Raw genomic sequence first — 16,820 nt, forward strand, 5'->3', positions numbered from 1 at the left:
AGAAAACTTTGAATGTGGTTTTGCGTGGACCACGCCAGGTTGAATGGAACTTGTCATGTTTATTTTCAGTGCTCTGCAGGTTATTCAAGTTGTGCGGTTAGTGCCTCTGAAATAAATCCAATTGATTGTTCTTTATGAGTGCTTTGAAGTTTTCTGTTTTTTCGAATAAGTTCTGTTTGCGCGAAAAGTTTGCGTCTGATTGATTAATTTAAACGGAATTTAATGTATGGCTTTTAACAAGTTTGCAAGCGTTGTGCTGGGTGTTTGTTTGTGGGCGACGGTTGTATCGGCGCAGGCTATAAGCGGAACACCGAAACACATGGTTTTTGCCTCGGATACTCAATATCCCTGGACCGACAAGACTGATGACCGGGAGCCGGAATCCGACGCCGAATTCGATGTTCGTTCGAAATGGCTGGTTGATACTCAGCTTGGGAGTATTGCCGAGTTCAGAAATCAGGACGGCTCTCAAGCCCAGGTGCCTTTGATGATCAATGGCGATATAACCGCTTTTGGTCATGGCTGGCAGCGTTCGTTCATGAAGGATTTACTGACCAAGCACTTCAAAGGTGAGTATTTGTATGGCTTGGGTAATCACGATTATGAAAACAATGTTGATGATTGTTTTAGTAATAGCTGTGCAGCGGGAAGTATCGTCGAGTTCAAAGAGCACCATGAGGGTAAAGTCGACAGCTTTGATCTGAAAATCACCAGTGGGTTTCTCAGTAAAAAGTACTCTGGCAGTCTCGCCTATTCAAAAAACATCGGCGAAGTTCATATGGTTCAACTCAATAACGAACCGACGTATACCACCCGGATTGCTCATCCATTGAACCCGACGACATTTGAAATCAACGATGCGCTCGACTGGCTCGAGACGGACCTCAGACTGGCGCGAGCCTCGGGGTACGCCATCATCATCAATATGCATAAACCGTTGCGCCACCAGGGGACCCAGGCGCAACAGAAACGCTTCACCGATATGGTCAATAAATATCAAGTGACGGCGATCTTTGCCGGCCATTTGCATAAGGATGGAGGTGATGCTTATTGGGAGGGTAGCGTACCCATCTACCTGAGTGGCAGTACGTCTCAGCAAACCTATCTGATTGCCAGTTTCACCGAGGACCGCAAGCAGTTGCAGGTCTATCTGGTGAAGAACAATCAGTGGCGCAATCGAACGCTGATCGATACGACGCCGGTGCATTCAATCTTCGCCAAGCGCCCATAAAAAAAGCCCCGCCAGTGATTAGGCGGGGCTTTGGACGATCAGTGATTGGCAGCGTTCCATGGATTGATCAGATGAACGCCGCTGAGTTGGAAATCGGCAACATTACGGGTGACCAGCGTCAGCCCATGAACAAGCGCGGTGGCGGCGATCAAAGCGTCGCATTCATTGCTGCGATCAGGCACGTGCAGCTGTGCGCATCGGCTAGCGACGGTGCTATCGACCGAGAGGATTCTTCCCGAGAATGCGGGTTTGACATGACGCTCGAGCCAGTTGCGCAGCATCCCTCCTTGTGGCGGGTCGCGGCGTTCGATACGCAGAATGCCGGTTTCCAGCTCCAGCACAGTGATGGCCGATAAATACAGGCTGGCCGGGGCGACGCTGTTTGCCCATGTCACCACCTGCTTGTCGGCCTGGGGTTTTCGCAGTTCGGAAACTACATTGGTATCCAGTAGAAACATCAGGACAGGTCCACGCTGCGAGGAGTGATGACGGCGCGCTCGGGTTCGAATTCGATATCAGGCGCATTCGGCATGACCAGCAGATCGACGATGCTGGTCTGGGTACCGGTCAGTTTCTGGTATTCCTCGATGCACAGCAGTACATGGGCAGGCTTGCCACGATCGGTAATGATGACCGGGCCCTGATGCGCGGCTTTTTTGGCAGCACTGGTGTCCTGGTTGAATTCGCGGCTGGAAATGGTCGTGATGGCCATCATGTTCGGCCTCCGGTGATTCTGGTGTAGAAACGTTACTACGTTGAGGTTTTTCCGGCAATCGGAAAGGTGGGTTGCGGACGATCGGTTTATCACTGTCATAACGGCACCAGCCAGAGCGCCCCTGCCAACGGGCAGGGGCGCAGGATATCGGGCGAATTTTCGCTGTGTTCTGCTGCTTTTTCAGAGCAATCGGCCGCCGCCGAGACCGTCCAGACCGCCACCGTTACCTGGAGGGTCCATGGTGTCTGGCGATGTTGAGCGTGCCGGCGCAGCAGGCGTTTTTAGCGGCGTTGCGTGATGAACAGGGCGGGGCTGCAAACGTTTTGGCAATGTGTTTTGGTCATTTTTTGACATGTAGGCTTCATCCTTGAAGGTTGACCCGATGCTGCTCATCGGGGTGAGAAAAACCTACAGGGCAGCTTTCCTCAGGTCTATTGAGCAAACGTTTCAAGGCATGAATGCCAGCATGAAAAAAGGCCCCGCCAATCAACATTGGCGGGGCCTTTTGTACTTCAAGCGCTGGCCTTACTCGGCGTTCGCTTCCGGTGCTTTTTCACCGTGGGACAGGCTGTAAACATATGCCGCCAGCAGGTGCACCTTGTCGTTGCCTTGCAGTTGTTCCTGCGCAGGCATCTGGCCCTGACGGCCGTAACGGATGGTCTGCTGCAGTTGCGCGAAGCTCGAACCGTAGATGAACGCACCCGGGTGGGTCAGGTCAGGCGCGCCCATGGCGGGGGTGCCTTTGCCGGCCGGACCGTGGCAGGCCACGCAATTGGCGGCAAACAGTTTACCGCCGTTAGCCGGGTCAGCCTTGGTGCCTTCCGGCAGTTTGCGGCCATCCAGGTTGGTCACGACAAACGCTGCCACGTCGGCAACGCCTTGCTCACCAATCACTTCAGCCCAGGCCGGCATCACCGCGTGACGACCGCCCATGATGGTGGTCTTGATGGTTTCCGGCTCGCCGCCCCAGCGCCAGTCGGCGTCGGTCAGGTTAGGGAAACCGTAGGCACCCTTGGCGTCGGAACCGTGGCACACCGAGCAGTTGGAGGCGAACAAACGGCCACCCATCTTCAGTGCTTGCGGATCCTTGGCCACTTCTTCGATTGGCATGGCAGCGAACTTGGCGAAGATCGGACCGAACTTGGCGTCCGAGCGGGCCATTTCCTTTTCCCACTCGTGCACGCCGGTCCAGCCGGTCTGGCCATTGGCGAACGCGGTCTGCTTGTCGTTATCGAGGTAGTTGTAGCCCGGCAGCAGGCCTTTCCAGTTGCCCAGGCCCGGGTACAGCACCAGGTAACCCAAGGCAAAAATGATGGTGCCGACAAACAGCATGAACCACCATTTCGGCAGTGGGTTGTCGTACTCCTCGATCCCGTCGAAGGAGTGCCCGACCGTCTCGTCCGTCTGTTCGCTGCGCTGGCCCTTGCGGGTCGACAGCAGCAGCCAGGTCAGGGAAAAGATCGTACCGAGACTGAGGACTGTGACGTACAGACTCCAGAATGTAGTCATTCTTTGTTACTCCTAGAAGCTTGCTCGACGTGCTTGATGGCTTCGGGATCATCCGCAAAAGGCAACAAGGTCGCGTCTTCAAACTCCGACTTGCGCTTGGGGCTGAACACCCACAACGCCAGACCGATGAAGGCCACCATCACGACAACGGTGCCCAGGCCACGAATCATCCCGATATCCATCTAGATCACCGTTTGCTTTTGATGATGGTGCCCAGGCCTTGCAGATAGGCCACCAGCGCGTCCATTTCGGTTTTGCCCTTCACGGCATCCTTGGCCCCGGCGATGTCTTCGTCGGTGTAAGGAACGCCGAGCGTGCGCAACACTTCCATTTTCTTGGCAGTGTCTTTGCCGTCGAGCTTGTTTTCTACGAGGAACGGGTAAGCCGGCATTTTCGACTCAGGCACGACGTTGCGCGGGTTGTACAAGTGCGCACGCTGCCAGTCATCGGAGTAACGACCGCCAACACGGGCCAGATCTGGCCCGGTACGTTTGGAACCCCACAGGAACGGGTGATCCCAGACGCTTTCACCGGCGACCGAGTAGTGCCCATAGCGTTCGGTTTCGGCACGGAACGGACGGATCATCTGCGAGTGGCAGCCGACACAGCCGTTGGCGATGTAAACGTCGCGGCCTTCCAGTTCCAGCGCCGAACGCGGCTTCATGCCTTCGACCGGCTTATTGGTGACGTCCTGGAAAAACAGCGGAACGATTTGGGTCAGGCCGCCAACGCTGACGGCGATGACCATGAAGAAGGCCAGCAGGCCAATATTCTTCTCGACAGCTTCATGCTTCATCAGTGAGCTCCAACGACAGCGATCTGGGCAGCGGCTTCGGCTTCAGCCGGGTTCGAGGCGCGCACGGTGCGCCAGACGTTGTAAGCCATCAGGAACATGCCGCTGGCGAAGAAAGCACCGCCCAAGGCGCGAACGATGTAGCCCGGGTGGCTGGCTTGCAGCGCTTCAACGAACGAGTAGGTGAGGGTGCCGTCGTCGTTGATTGCACGCCACATCAGGCCCTGCGTGATGCCGTTGACCCACATCGAAGCGATGTAGAGCACGGTGCCGATGGTCGCGAGCCAGAAGTGCGCGTTGATCAGGCCGACACTGTGCATCTGCGCACGGCCGAACAGGCGCGGGATCATGTGGTAGATCGCGCCGATCGAGATCATCGCTACCCAGCCGAGAGCGCCAGCGTGTACGTGGCCAATGGTCCAGTCGGTGTAGTGCGAGAGCGAGTTGACGGTCTTGATCGCCATCATCGGCCCTTCGAAGGTCGACATGCCGTAGAACGCCAACGAGACCACGAGGAAGCGCAGGATCGGGTCGGTGCGCAGCTTATGCCAGGCGCCCGACAGGGTCATCATGCCGTTGATCATGCCGCCCCAGCTTGGCGCCAGAAGGATGATCGACATCGCCATGCCCAGCGATTGTGCCCAATCCGGCAGTGCGGTGTAGTGCAGGTGGTGCGGACCGGCCCAGATGTACAGGGTGATCAGCGCCCAGAAGTGCACGATCGACAGGCGATAGGAGTAGATCGGACGCTCGGCCTGTTTCGGCACGAAGTAGTACATCATCCCGAGGAAACCGGTGGTCAGGAAGAAGCCCACCGCGTTGTGGCCGTACCACCACTGGATCATCGCATCGGTCGCGCCGGAGTAGGCGGAGTAGGACTTGAAGAAGCTCACCGGCAGGGAGGCGTGGTTGACGATGTGCAGCATCGCCGTGACGACGATGAACGCGCCGTAGAACCAGTTACCCACATAAATGTGCTTGGTTTTGCGCTTGGTGATGGTGCCGAAGAACACCAGACCGTAGGTGACCCAGACAATCGCCAGCAGAATAGCCAGTGGCCATTCCAGTTCCGCGTATTCCTTGGTGGTGGTGTAACCCAGCGGCAAGGTAATGATTGCGCCGACGATCACCGCTTGCCAGCCCCAGAAGGTGAAGGCCGCGAGGCTATCGGAAATCAGTCGCGTCTGGCAGGTTCGCTGCACGACATAGTAGGAAGTGGCAAACAGTGCACAACCACCGAAGGCGAAAATCACCAGGTTTGTGTGCAACGGGCGCAGGCGTCCAAAGCTCGTCCACGGCAGACCGAAGTTCAACTCCGGCCAAACCAGTTGCGAGGCGATGAAGACACCGAGCCCCATGCCAAGGATCCCCCAGACCACCGTCATGATGGCGAACTGGCGGACTACCTTATAGTTATAAGCAGTCGGACTGATTGCTGTGCTCATTCTAAGGTTCCACGGTTTGGGTGTTTTATTAGGATTAAAATCGGCCGCAAGTATGCAGAGAGCAGGGGGTCATTGCAACGCGCCATGACCTGGGTCAATGCTTTCCAACGCTGATTCTGCGGCCTTTCCATGCGCCGCGTAAGGACAAAATTGGCCTCGGACAAAATGTCGCAGCGGACGAAAAAAGCGAGGGGTTCAGGTCGCTTGTAACGGGGTGTGTTCAAACGCTCAGTTCGGGTGACGGACGGTAAATGGCACGACAGCCGGTATCTACCGGCGTTTGCGGCCACATCAGTCAGCCGGTTCGCGGAACACAGCAGTCAGCATTGACCTGGAACCGGCACAAGCCAGTCCGCATCGAGCAAGCGTAGACCCGAATCAGAGGAACCGAAAGGAGAGGGTGTGAAGGGGTGCGACAATGCGTCGCAAAGGGGCTGGATGCTGCCGCACCGAGAATGGTGCGGCAGAGGTGTACGCAATGATTACTTCTTGTTGTCTTCAGTAATCAGTTTTTCTGTATTCAATCCATGTGACAGGCTGTACACATAAGCGGCAAGTAATTGCACTTTATCGTTGCCCAACAGTTCGTTCTGCGCTGGCATGTGACCCTGGCGACCATGGCGAATGGTCTGCTCGAGTTGGGTCAGGCTGGTGCCATAGATAAACCCGGCCGGGTGCGTCAGATTCGGCGCCCCCATGGCTTCAGTACCTTGGCCGGTTGCCCCATGACAGGCCACGCAAGTAGTGCTGAACGCCTGCTGTCCGGCTTGCAGGTCAGCCTTGTTATCGGCTGGCAATGGCAGACCGGCCAGTTCGTGACGGACGTACGCCGCGACGTTTTTCACCCCGGCTTCGCCCAACACTTCGCCCCAGGCCGGCATTGCCGCCATCCGGCCACCCATGATGGTGGTCTTGATGGTGTCGGCGTCGCCACCCCAGCGCCAGTCGCTGTCGGCGAGGTTAGGGAAACCGAACGCGCCTTTGGCGTCTGAGCCGTGGCACACCGAGCAGTTGGAGGCGAACAGGCGGCCACCCATCTTCAGCGCCTGCGGATCCTTCGCCACTTCTTCCAGAGGCATGGCGGCGAACTTGGCGAAGATCGGCCCGAATTTGGCGTCGGCCTTGTTCATTTCCTTTTCCCACTCGTGCACGCCGGTCCAGCCATCCTCGTAACCCGGCAGGATGCCTTTCCAGTTGCCCAGGCCCGGATAGAGGATCAGATAGCCCACGGAAAACACCAGCGTGCCGGCGAACAGCATGAACCACCACTGCGGCAGCGGGTTGTCGTACTCCTCGATGCCGTCGAAGCTATGGCCCATGGTCTGGTCTACGCTGCCCTTGGTCTCGCCCCGGCGCGTGCCGATCAGCAGCCACGTCAGGCCGATCAGGCTGCCGATGGTCAGTACGCAGATCCACGTACTCCAGAAGGTGGTCATGGCCGAGTACTCCTTGTCTCATTTACTGGGGTTGTGTCGGGTTGCGGCTCGTCGGCGAACGGCAGCAGACGTGCTTCGGCAAACTCCGGGGTGCGCTTGCGGTTGAATACCCACAAAGTCAAACCGACGAAAGCTATAAACACGACAACGGTGCCTAAACCACGGATCAGCCCTGTGCTCATTTCAATGACCATGGCTCACCTCTTGCTCTTGATCGCAGTGCCGAGCACTTGCAGGTAGGAGACGAGGGCGTCCATTTCGGTCTTGCCCTTGAGGCTGGCCACCGCGCCGCTGATGTCGTCGTCGGTGTACGGCACGCCGAGGGTGCGCATGGTCTTGAGCTTGGTTTCGGTGTGGCTGCTGTCGACCGCTTGCGTGACCAGCCACGGATAGGCCGGCATTTTCGATTCCGGTACGACGTTGCGCGGGTTGTACAAGTGCGCGCGGTGCCAGTCATCCGAGTAACGCGCGCCGACCCGGGCGAGGTCCGGACCGGTACGTTTCGAACCCCACAGGAACGGGTGATCCCACACGCTTTCGCCCGCAACCGAGTAGTGCCCGTAGCGCTCGGTTTCGGCGCGGAACGGGCGGATCATCTGCGAGTGGCAACCGACGCAGCCTTCGCGGATGTAGATGTCGCGGCCTTCCAGTTGCAGCGCGGTGTAGGGCTTCATGCCTTCCACCGGTTTGTTGGTGACGTCCTGGAAGAACAGCGGGACGATCTGGGTCAGGCCGCCGATGCTCACGGCAAAGACCATGAGCAACATCAACAGGCCGACGTTCTTTTCAATCGTTTCGTGTTTCATGGCGGACTCCTCAGGCCATCTGCGCGGCAGCAACGACGTCAGCAGGCTGCGAGGCCCGCACGGTGCGCCAGGTGTTGTAAGCCATCAGGAACATGCCGCTGAGGAAGATCGCGCCACCAATCAGCCGCACGACGAAGCCTGGGTGGCTGGCCACCAGGGTTTCGACGAAGGAGTAGGTCAGCGTGCCGTCCTCGTTTACCGCGCGCCACATCAAGCCTTGGGCGATGCCGTTGACCCACATCGACGCGATGTAGAGCACGGTGCCGATGGTCGCGAGCCAGAAGTGCGCGTTGATCAAACCGACGCTGTGCATCTGCGCCTTGCCGAAGATTTTCGGGATCATGTGGTACAGCGCGCCGATCGAGATCATCGCCACCCAGCCGAGGGCGCCGGCATGTACGTGGCCGATGGTCCAGTCGGTGTAGTGGGAGAGGGCGTTGACGGTCTTGATCGCCATCATCGGACCTTCGAAGGTCGACATGCCGTAGAACGCCAGCGAGACCACAAGGAAACGCAGGATCGGGTCGCTGCGCAATTTATGCCAGGCGCCTGAGAGGGTCATCATGCCGTTGATCATGCCGCCCCAGCTCGGTGCCAGCAGAATCAGCGACATCACCATGCCCAGCGACTGTGCCCAGTCTGGCAGCGCGGTGTAGTGCAAGTGGTGCGGGCCGGCCCAGATGTACAGGGTGATCAATGCCCAGAAGTGCACGATCGACAGGCGATACGAATACACCGGACGCTCGGCCTGTTTCGGCACGAAGTAGTACATCATCCCGAGGAAACCGGCGGTGAGGAAAAAGCCTACGGCGTTGTGGCCGTACCACCATTGCACCATCGCGTCGGTTGCACCGGCGTACACCGAGTACGACTTGGTGAAACTCACCGGCAATTCAAGGTTGTTGACGATGTGCAGAATCGCCACGGTGATGATGAACGCGCCGAAGAACCAGTTGCCCACGTAGATGTGCTTGGTCTTGCGCTGCATGATCGTGCCGAAGAACACGATGGCGTAGGCGACCCAGACGATGGTGATCAGGATGTCGATCGGCCATTCCAGTTCGGCATATTCCTTGGAGCTGGTGTAACCCAGTGGCAGGCTGATCGCCGCCAGCAGGATCACCAACTGCCAGCCCCAGAAGCAGAACGCGGCGATTTTTGGTGCAAACAACTGGGTTTGGCAGGTGCGTTGCACCGAGTAAAACGAACTGGCGAACAGCGCACAGCCGCCGAACGCGAAGATCACCGCGTTGGTGTGCAGCGGGCGCAGACGGCCGAAACTGGTCCAGGGTAAATTGAAGTTGAGTTCGGGCCAGACCAATTGAGCCGCGAGAAAAACCCCGAGGCCCATGCCGACGATGCCCCACACCACCGTCATAATGGCGAATTGGCGGACCACCTTGTAGTTGTAGGCGGTACTGATAGAAGTGTTCATGGTTCCCCATCCACGGTTCAGCCGAAGTGAGCGCGCGCAAGACACGCGGCGAATCCTTCGTCTGGAGTTATAGGCAGACTAAAAGCGAGGCAAGCATGGACAAACAGCACAAGGCCAGTATTGACGGGGATCAATGGGCGCAGTGTGTGCATGATCATGGATGGCTTTGGGATGCCGCTGAGGGTAAGGCGTTTGTGACGTTGATCCTCGCGCATGGGGCGGGGGCGCCGATGGATAGCGATTGGATGAACAATATGGCTGGGCGCCTTGCCGGGCTTGGGGTGAATGTGTTGCGGTTTGAGTTTCCTTATATGGCGCAGCGGCGTATCGACGGTGGCAAGCGTCCGCCGAACCCGGCGCCGAAACTGCTGGAATGCTGGCGCGAAGTGTTTGCCGAAGTGCGACGTCATGTCGCTGGGCCGTTGGGGATCGGCGGCAAGTCCATGGGCGGGCGGATGGCTAGTCTTTTGGCTGACGAATTGGGCGCTGATGCGTTGGTGTGTCTGGGTTATCCGTTTTATGCGGTGGGTAAACCGGAGAAGCCTCGGGTTGAGCATTTGGCTGGTTTGCAGACTCGGACGTTGATTGTGCAGGGCGAGCGGGATGCGTTGGGCAATCGTGAGGCGGTTGAGGCTTACACCTTGTCACCGAGTATTGAGGTGGCGTGGTTAGCTGCCGGCGATCATGACCTCAAGCCATTAAAGGTTTCCGGGTTTACCCATGAACAGCATTTGGCCAGCGCTGCGCAGAAAATAGCCGAGTTTCTCAGCCACTGACCGAGCTGGGCTGAGATTTTGAACTGCATGAAGATCTGCTCCCTTTCCCCCTCGCCCCCATGGGGGAGAGGGCTGGGGTTGATCTGGCTTAATGATTCTGGACACCCCTAAAGGGCGTTAATCTACGCCCAACGATGAGGTGTGATTTGACCAGACGATATTTTTCAACAGATTTCAAACGGGATGCGGCTTGCCTGGTTTTGGATAAAGACTATTCGGTGAGTGAAGCCTGTGAAGCAATGGGCGTGGGCCCTACAGCTCTGCGCCGCTGGGTTGAACAACTGCGTGCGGAGCGCAGCGGCAAGACGCCTGAGAAGTCCAAGGCCATGACCGTTGACCAACAACGCATCCAAGAACTGGAAGCAACAATTCGACGGATTGAGCGCGAGAAGGAAATTTTAAAAAAGGCTACAGCTCTCTTGATGTCGGATTCCCTCGATCGGTAAGGCTGGTCGAGGAGTTAAGCGAGCAATATCCAAGATCCGAGTTGTGTGGCGTGTTTGGCATCAACCGCAGCAGTTATTACGAGCGTCTGAAACAGCGGGCGAAAGTGCATGTCGGGCGCGATCGCCTAAAGATCAAGGCTGCCGAATTACATGAGCAAAGTCGCGGCTCAATGGGCGCGCGCAGCCTGTCAAAAGCGCTGTGTAACGAAAAAGAGTCGGTAGGTCGTTACATGGCTCGTAGCCTGATGCGCGAGCTCGGTTTGAAGAGCCAGCAACGGCGCAGGCATCGGTACAAACCCAGCGGTGCGGAGGCGCAATACGCCCCCAATCATTTGGAGCGTAAATTCAAAGTCGAGGCCCCCAATCGAGTGTGGTGTGGCGACGTGACTTACATTTGGGCCGGTACTTACTGGGTTTATCTGGCTGCTGTACTTGATCTGCATGCCCGCCGCATCGTCGGCTGGGCCATGTCCAGAAGTCCGGATTCAGCTCTGACCTGTCGAGCGTTAAAGATGGCTTTCGAGTCGCGAGGACGCCCTGAAAACCTAATGTTCCATTCGGATCAGGGCTGTCATTACAGCAGTAAAGTGTTTCGTGAAACGCTGGCGGACATGCGCATAAAACAAAGCATGAGTCGACGAGGAAACTGCTGGGACAACGCCCCGATGGAGCGTTTCTTTGGCAGTTTGAAATCTGAATGGATACCCAAGGCTGGCTACCGAAACGAAGATGAGGCCAGTACCGATGTATTGCGCTACCTGACCCATTATTACAATCGGATCAGGCTGCACAGTTACAACGGATATCGGACTCCGGTAGCAATGGAAGCCTTGGCAGCATGAGAAATGACCTAAACCCTATAACCGTGTCCAGTATCGTTTGACCAGATCAGGTGAGGGGGATCGATTTCAGTTGCGACATATTTTTTGGGTACATATCCGTTGCTGCGGTAACGGCCACTTAGGGTTCCGCCCTTACGGCGGGTCACTTTTTACAAACGCCTAAAAAGTAACCAAAAACGCTTGCTCCTACGTCCGGCCCGCTCGCTGGGGCTCGGGGTCCCTTCGCTCCGGGATCGATCCGGGCGCAGCGTCTCCGGTTTGCTTCGCTGCACCTACTCCCGCTGTGTTTGGCTGCGCCAAACGGTCGCTGCGCTCCCACCCCCGGATCAATCCCTCCGCTCAGCCTTCCGACGTCGCTCGTGGATCAAGATCAAGAGCTGCAGCCGAGCTAACGCTCATCCTGTTGAGTGGTGAGGAGCGCGGGTGTTCGGCTTTGGTTTTGTGGTGGATTTGCCCCTCAGGTCAGTTCCCTCTCCCTCTGGGAGAGGGTTAGGGTGAGGGGCGATTCTGCTGACACGATAAAAAACTGGAAGCGCGCACTGCCCAGCATTTCCTGTGCGTAAACATGATTTTGTGAGCGCGTTTAAAGTACATGAACCGTTACGCCATCAGGCCTACAACACCTTGCGCCGTTACCTACGCGTACGCCAGAATCCGCCGGCTTACACGACTACAGGCCGGGCTATATCGTTTCCTTGTCACTGAAAAACAGTGATCGGGTTTGGTAGCCCGCCTTAAATTGTCGTTGTTGCGACACTGTCGATGCTGTCTCCTTTTTGAGATATGGCTTTGTATGGTGGGCATGCGTGGGGCTCCTCTGTGAGCGCCGGGTTACCCAATTTGACCGGTCTACCAACCCGCGCATGGCCGCCACCCGCCGTTTGGTAGCGAGGGTGATGGCTCCCGTTTTTTCAAATTGGAGCTTTATCTATGTTCAAAATCACACCAAACCCACCACCCACTGATCCAATCCCCCACGACCCAGCGCTCAGCCCACAAAAGATCAAAGAAGCAACCGACCGCGCCCTCGACTACTACCTCCGCCCCGAAGCCCTGGGGGCTCCACCAAGCTCGCCAAAATTTCGCCCGGTCTATCTCGTCGACCCCACGCTGGATGACGAAACCCTGCTGGTCGAGGCTAGCGAGTCGCTTTCATACGCCCATGTCATGGCCGGTAATATCGCCAACTCAATCGGCGGCCCGGAGCGCAAACCGTTGCTGGCGCTGCAACAGGTGATCATGCTCAACGAGCTGTTGGTCAATCGACTGCTGGATAAGCTGAAGTTGCCTCAGTAATTTCGCTGGCTGTTATGGCCTCATCGCGAGCAGGCTCGCTCCCACAGGGGATTGTTGTCGGGCACATAATCTATGACCACCGCAGATCCAATGTAGGAGTGAGCCTGCTCGCGATGACGGTATGACAAGCGACATCAATTTCAGACAGGTAATAAAAAAGCCCGAATGCTTTCGCTTTCCGGGCTTCCACGATCAAAAGATCGCAGCCTTCGGCAGCTCCTACCGTGATCGGTGTAATAGCTGCCGAAGGCTGCGATCTTTTAATTTACTTTGCAGTGTGTAGCCTGCCAGTGATCAAAAATTTATCGAACAATTTCTGGCCATCACGCGCGGCTTGCCGAACATCAAGGAATGTCAGTTCATCACAAGTTTTCTGTTTTGCGGGTTTTCGGACGGAGATTTTATTCATGCTTGCCGGTCTGCGTGATTGAGTAGCAACCGGCAAACGATAGAACCTGGCATCAACGAGCACCAGTCGGTGCACTCTGGCGAAGCTGTAGGCAGTTTCTGCATTGCTTGAGTGAGATCGTCGTTGGCAGAGAAGGCCTCTTCGCGAGCCTGCTCGTGAAAGCGGCCTGCCAAACAACGTCTATTTCAGACAGGCAACAAAAAACCCGGAAGCTCTCGCTATCCGGGTTTTTTGTTATCGCCAGTTCAATCAGCGGTTAAACCGCTCCACCAACGAATACTGCGTATTCGCCGTCTTCGTCAGCTCTTCACTCAACAACGCCGAGTTATGCGCCTGTTCCGACGTCTGATCCGCCAGCTCCGAAATATTGCTGATGTTGCGGCTGATCTCTTCAGCCACCGCACTTTGCTCTTCGGTCGCGGCCGCAATCTGCGTGGTCATGTCGGTGATGTTGGCCACCGCTTCGCTGATGCCGACCAACGCCTGATCCGCTTCCAGCACCCGCGCCACACCTTCTTCAGCCTGGCGATGCCCGGCTTCCATGGTTTGCACGGCACTCGAAGCCGTCTGCTGCAACTTGGCGATCAGGGCATGAATCTGCCCGGTCGATTCGCTGGTGCGTTGCGCCAGTTGACGCACTTCGTCAGCCACCACGGCAAAGCCACGGCCCATCTCACCGGCACGCGCTGCTTCAATCGCAGCGTTCAGGGCGAGCAGGTTGGTCTGGTCAGCGATGCCTTTGATCACATCCACCACGCCGCCGATTTCGTCGCTGTCCTTTGCCAGTTGGGTCACGGTCAAACCGGTTTCACCGACAACTACCGACAGACGCTGGATGGCTTCGCGGGTTTCCCCGGCGATGTCACGACCGCGACCGGTCAGGCGATTGGCTTCCTGAGTGGCGTCAGCTGTGCGCTGGACGTGGCTCGCCACTTCCTGGGTGGTCGCGGCCATCTGGTTGACGGCGGTGGCGACTTGTTCGGTTTCCACACGCTGGCGTTCCAGGCCGGTGGAGCTGTTGTGCGCCAGGACGTCGGATTGCTTGGCCTGATCGGTCAAGTGTTCGGCGGTGTCCTGCAGACGGGTCAGGCAGGTTTTCAGGCGTGCTTCCTGGCTGAGGATCGACATTTCCAGACGCGCCTGGGCGCCACGGCTGTCGGTGTACATCTGCGCGATCAGCGGGTCGGAGGTGGTCTGCTCGGCCAGGCGCAGCAGGCGTTTGAGCCCGCGTTGCTGCCATTGCAGGCCCATCAGGCCCAGCGGCACCGACAGACCGGCGGCGAGGGCGAAGCCCCACTGCGAGTTCAGGGTCGCGCCGATCATGAAACTCAACTGGCTGACGAGAATGAACGGCAGCCAGTCTTGCAACACCGGCAGCCATTTATCAGTGGAAGGGATCGCCGACTTGCCTTGGTTGATGCGTTGGTAGAGCGCTTCGGCACGGCGGATCTGTTCGGCAGTGGGTTTGACACGCACTGACTCGTAGCCGATCACCTGACTGCCATCGAACACCGGAGTCACGTAGGCGTTCACCCAGTAGTGGTCGCCGGATTTGCAGCGATTCTTGACAATGCCCATCCATGGCAAGCCTTGTTTCAATGTGCCCCACATGTGCGAAAACACCGCCGCCGGTACGTCGGGGTGACGGACCAGGTTGTGCGGCGCACGGATCAGTTCTTCACGCGAAAACCCGCTGATCTCGACGAAAGCGTCGTTGCAGTAGGTGATCACGCCCTTGGCGTCGGTTGTGGAAATCAACCGCTGCTGAGCCGGGAAAGTCCGTTCGCGTTGTGTAATGGGCTGGTTGTTACGCATGGTTTTTCAATCCGCAAGGCTTTGAAAGGTTGTCGGCGGTGACAGCTTTTTATTGAAATTTTTTTTCAATAATCAGCACGGCGTCGCAAAATGGCGCTTGCTTCAGCCGGCGAGCATCGGATAGGTGAACAGGCCGAAATGCAGCAGGTTCAGGCCGAAATGCGTGGCGATCGCCGCGCCGAGCCCGCCAAAACGGTAGGCCAGACCATAGCCGACACCCGCCAGACCCGCCAGCAACACCCAGGTCCAGCCTGCGCCGACATGCACCAGACCAAACAGCAGCGAGGCCAGCAGCAGGGCGAGATTTTCTCCGTAAGGAAGATTTTTGAAACGCTGACTGAGGCCGCCCTGTATATAGCCGCGAAACAGCGCTTCCTCGACCAAGGTCACCAGCAGCAGATTGTTCAGCACCCACAGCCACGCTTGATCAGGCCACTTCGGTGCCCAGGCGATCACGCCCAGCAACAGCGCGCCGCCAAGGGCAAGAACCGCGCTCAGCGTCAGGGCGAGGGCGGTGGCGTAGACGCTCAGGCGCAACGAACGTCGCCCGACAATCCACGGGCACACCAGCAGCAACCAGAAGCCAACCAGCGGTTTGTCGAGGTTCAGGTACATCGCGAACGGCACGGCGTTGTCGGTGAAGCGTTGCGGATCAATGGCGCGACCGTTGGCGAAGCCCGGTAGCCAGTGTAGAGCCAGCGCCAAAGCCAGCACGATAAACAGACCATGGCCGAGAAAACGTGCGACCGGCACCTGTTGTTGGCGAACGGCAAAACCGGCGAACACCAGCAGCCCGATGGAAATCAGCGCCAGCCAGCCGAGGTGGCCGTAACTCAGCGCCCATCCGTAACCGAGGCTGAGAAGCGCCAGATAGAGCCATGGCAAAGCCTTCATCGAAAGTCCCTGTGCAAATTTGTGGAAGGGCTTTCTACACGGGTGGGGGTGTGGGGACAAGTGAAGGTGAAGGGGGAAACCGGGGCAGCACACAAACCTATGGTCAACCCCTTTACCTGTGGGAGCTGGCTTGCCAGCGATGAGGCCTGTTCAGCCGACATCTTCATCGACTGGTCCACCGCTATCGCTGGCAAGCCAGCTCCCACAGGGTTTTGTGTTTGCCTGGGAATCAACGCAAGTTAAGTTTCGCCGCCGCACGCTCGGTGATTTCCGTTCGCAGCTTCAGCGATGGCGCTGCACGCAAACGTGCCTCATCGACAATCTCACTCGGCGCAGTCTCCGGGCTGCCCGCGTTGAACGGCGGTGCCGGGGCATATTCCAATTGCAACTGGATCAGTTGCGCCGCATCGGCACCCACCAACTCTTCAGCCAGCACCAAGGCGAAATCAATCCCCGCCGTGATCCCGCCGCCGGTAAACAGATTGCCGTCACGCACCACCCGATCCTTCACCGCGATCGCCCCCAGCGTCGGCAGCAGATCGTGATACGCCCAATGCGTGGTCGCCCGTTTGCCTTGCAGCAGACCCGCCGCGCCGAGCACCAGCGAACCGGTGCACACCGATGTCACGTACTTTGCCAGCGCAGCCTGACGCTTGATGAAAGCCAGTGTCAGCTCATCTTCCATCAGCGCGCCGACGCCACCACCACCCGGTACACAGATCACATCCAGATCCGGGCAATCCTCAAACGTGGTGGTCGGTTTCAGCAGCAGTCCGGTGCTGGCGGTGACCGGCATCAGATCCTTCCAGATCAAGTGCACCTGCACGCCCGGCAGCGAGGCGAGCACGTCATACGGCCCGGTCAGGTCGAGTTGCTGAACCTGCGGAAACAACAGAAAACCGATCTGCAACGTCATCGTTCTTACTCCATGAAAAGGGCTGGACGGCTTCACTGTAGGCGCGTAGGTTCTGG

At 57.6% G+C, this 16,820-nt stretch carries 17 protein-coding genes; 4 read left to right on the forward strand and 13 right to left on the reverse strand.

Going from position 1 to position 16,820, the window contains the following annotated elements; genetic code table 11:
• Positions 1-226: 226 nt before the first annotated feature.
• Positions 227-1,231, forward strand: a complete 1,005-nt coding sequence (locus ACOYXH_RS06160; protein WP_460063754.1) for a metallophosphoesterase family protein — start codon at positions 227-229, stop codon at positions 1,229-1,231.
• Positions 1,232-1,269: 38 nt separating this feature from the next.
• Here ACOYXH_RS06160 and ACOYXH_RS06165 read toward each other — a convergent pair whose 3' ends face one another.
• The 10 genes from ACOYXH_RS06165 to ccoN (ACOYXH_RS06210) form a co-directional block, all read right to left on the reverse strand.
• Entirely contained in the window at positions 1,270-1,689 is a 420-nt protein-coding gene (locus tag ACOYXH_RS06165; protein WP_095047715.1) for a type II toxin-antitoxin system VapC family toxin, read from the reverse strand.
• Entirely contained in the window at positions 1,689-1,943 is a 255-nt protein-coding gene (locus tag ACOYXH_RS06170; RefSeq protein WP_177409224.1) for a type II toxin-antitoxin system Phd/YefM family antitoxin, read from the reverse strand. The genes ACOYXH_RS06165 and ACOYXH_RS06170 overlap by 1 nt, the downstream gene beginning before the upstream one ends.
• 528 nt (positions 1,944-2,471) lie before the next feature.
• Positions 2,472-3,455: a cytochrome-c oxidase, cbb3-type subunit III gene (gene ccoP / locus ACOYXH_RS06175; protein WP_093431872.1), complete on the reverse strand. Its 984-nt coding sequence runs from the start codon at positions 3,453-3,455 to the stop codon at positions 2,472-2,474.
• Entirely contained in the window at positions 3,452-3,637 is a 186-nt protein-coding gene (locus ACOYXH_RS06180) for a CcoQ/FixQ family Cbb3-type cytochrome c oxidase assembly chaperone (protein ID WP_003175465.1), read from the reverse strand. The genes ccoP (ACOYXH_RS06175) and ACOYXH_RS06180 overlap by 4 nt, the downstream gene beginning before the upstream one ends.
• 5 nt (positions 3,638-3,642) lie before the next feature.
• Entirely contained in the window at positions 3,643-4,251 is a 609-nt protein-coding gene (gene ccoO, locus ACOYXH_RS06185) for a cytochrome-c oxidase, cbb3-type subunit II (RefSeq protein WP_095047713.1), read from the reverse strand.
• On the reverse strand, positions 4,251-5,693 hold the full coding sequence (gene ccoN, locus ACOYXH_RS06190; RefSeq protein WP_093431876.1) for a cytochrome-c oxidase, cbb3-type subunit I: 1,443 nt from the start codon (positions 5,691-5,693) through the stop codon (positions 4,251-4,253). Before ccoN (ACOYXH_RS06190) ends, ccoO (ACOYXH_RS06185) begins: the two co-directional genes overlap by 1 nt.
• A gap of 482 nt (positions 5,694-6,175) precedes the next feature.
• The gene (gene ccoP, locus ACOYXH_RS06195) at positions 6,176-7,129 is read right to left on the reverse strand and encodes a cytochrome-c oxidase, cbb3-type subunit III (RefSeq protein WP_095047712.1); all 954 of its coding nucleotides are present in this window, start codon (positions 7,127-7,129) and stop codon (positions 6,176-6,178) included.
• Positions 7,126-7,323, reverse strand: a complete 198-nt coding sequence (locus ACOYXH_RS06200) for a cbb3-type cytochrome oxidase subunit 3 (protein ID WP_095047711.1) — start codon at positions 7,321-7,323, stop codon at positions 7,126-7,128. Before ACOYXH_RS06200 ends, ccoP (ACOYXH_RS06195) begins: the two co-directional genes overlap by 4 nt.
• 3 nt (positions 7,324-7,326) lie before the next feature.
• A complete protein-coding gene (ccoO, locus tag ACOYXH_RS06205) occupies positions 7,327-7,935 on the reverse strand; it encodes a cytochrome-c oxidase, cbb3-type subunit II (RefSeq protein WP_003223389.1) in 609 nt (202 codons plus the stop codon).
• Positions 7,936-7,945: 10 nt separating this feature from the next.
• Positions 7,946-9,370 carry a cytochrome-c oxidase, cbb3-type subunit I gene (gene ccoN / locus ACOYXH_RS06210; RefSeq protein WP_008082029.1) on the reverse strand — a complete coding sequence of 475 codons (1,425 nt, stop codon included), beginning with the start codon at positions 9,368-9,370 and terminating at the stop codon, positions 7,946-7,948.
• A gap of 95 nt (positions 9,371-9,465) precedes the next feature.
• Here ccoN (ACOYXH_RS06210) and ACOYXH_RS06215 point away from each other — a divergent pair, with 95 nt between their 5' ends.
• The 3 genes from ACOYXH_RS06215 to ACOYXH_RS06225 all read left to right on the forward strand — a co-directional run bounded on the left by ACOYXH_RS06215 (position 9,466) and on the right by ACOYXH_RS06225 (position 12,730).
• The gene (locus ACOYXH_RS06215) at positions 9,466-10,146 is read left to right on the forward strand and encodes an alpha/beta family hydrolase (protein ID WP_460063761.1); all 681 of its coding nucleotides are present in this window, start codon (positions 9,466-9,468) and stop codon (positions 10,144-10,146) included.
• A gap of 134 nt (positions 10,147-10,280) precedes the next feature.
• Positions 10,281-11,434, forward strand: a protein-coding gene (locus ACOYXH_RS06220; protein WP_460063762.1) for an IS3 family transposase whose coding sequence is annotated in 2 segments (ribosomal slippage) — positions 10,281-10,554 and positions 10,554-11,434 — 1,155 coding nt in all. Because the reading frame shifts where the segments join, the coding sequence is not laid out codon by codon here.
• A gap of 930 nt (positions 11,435-12,364) precedes the next feature.
• Positions 12,365-12,730, forward strand: coding sequence for a DUF6124 family protein (locus ACOYXH_RS06225; RefSeq protein ID WP_449122657.1), 366 nt, complete (start codon positions 12,365-12,367; stop codon positions 12,728-12,730).
• A 658-nt stretch (positions 12,731-13,388) separates the two neighbouring features.
• Here the strand turns inward: ACOYXH_RS06225 and ACOYXH_RS06230 are convergent.
• The 3 genes from ACOYXH_RS06230 to inhA all read right to left on the reverse strand — a co-directional run bounded on the left by ACOYXH_RS06230 (position 13,389) and on the right by inhA (position 16,764).
• Positions 13,389-14,954, reverse strand: a complete 1,566-nt coding sequence (locus ACOYXH_RS06230) for a methyl-accepting chemotaxis protein (protein WP_095047707.1) — start codon at positions 14,952-14,954, stop codon at positions 13,389-13,391.
• A 102-nt stretch (positions 14,955-15,056) separates the two neighbouring features.
• Positions 15,057-15,848 (reverse strand): CPBP family intramembrane glutamic endopeptidase, encoded by a 792-nt coding sequence (locus ACOYXH_RS06235; protein WP_258709507.1) that lies wholly within the window; start codon positions 15,846-15,848, stop codon positions 15,057-15,059.
• Between the two features lie 229 nt (positions 15,849-16,077).
• Positions 16,078-16,764: an isonitrile hydratase gene (gene inhA / locus ACOYXH_RS06240; protein ID WP_258709508.1), complete on the reverse strand. Its 687-nt coding sequence runs from the start codon at positions 16,762-16,764 to the stop codon at positions 16,078-16,080.
• Positions 16,765-16,820: the final 56 nt, after the last annotated feature.

The organism is Pseudomonas sp. Mb7 (assembly GCF_054790525.1).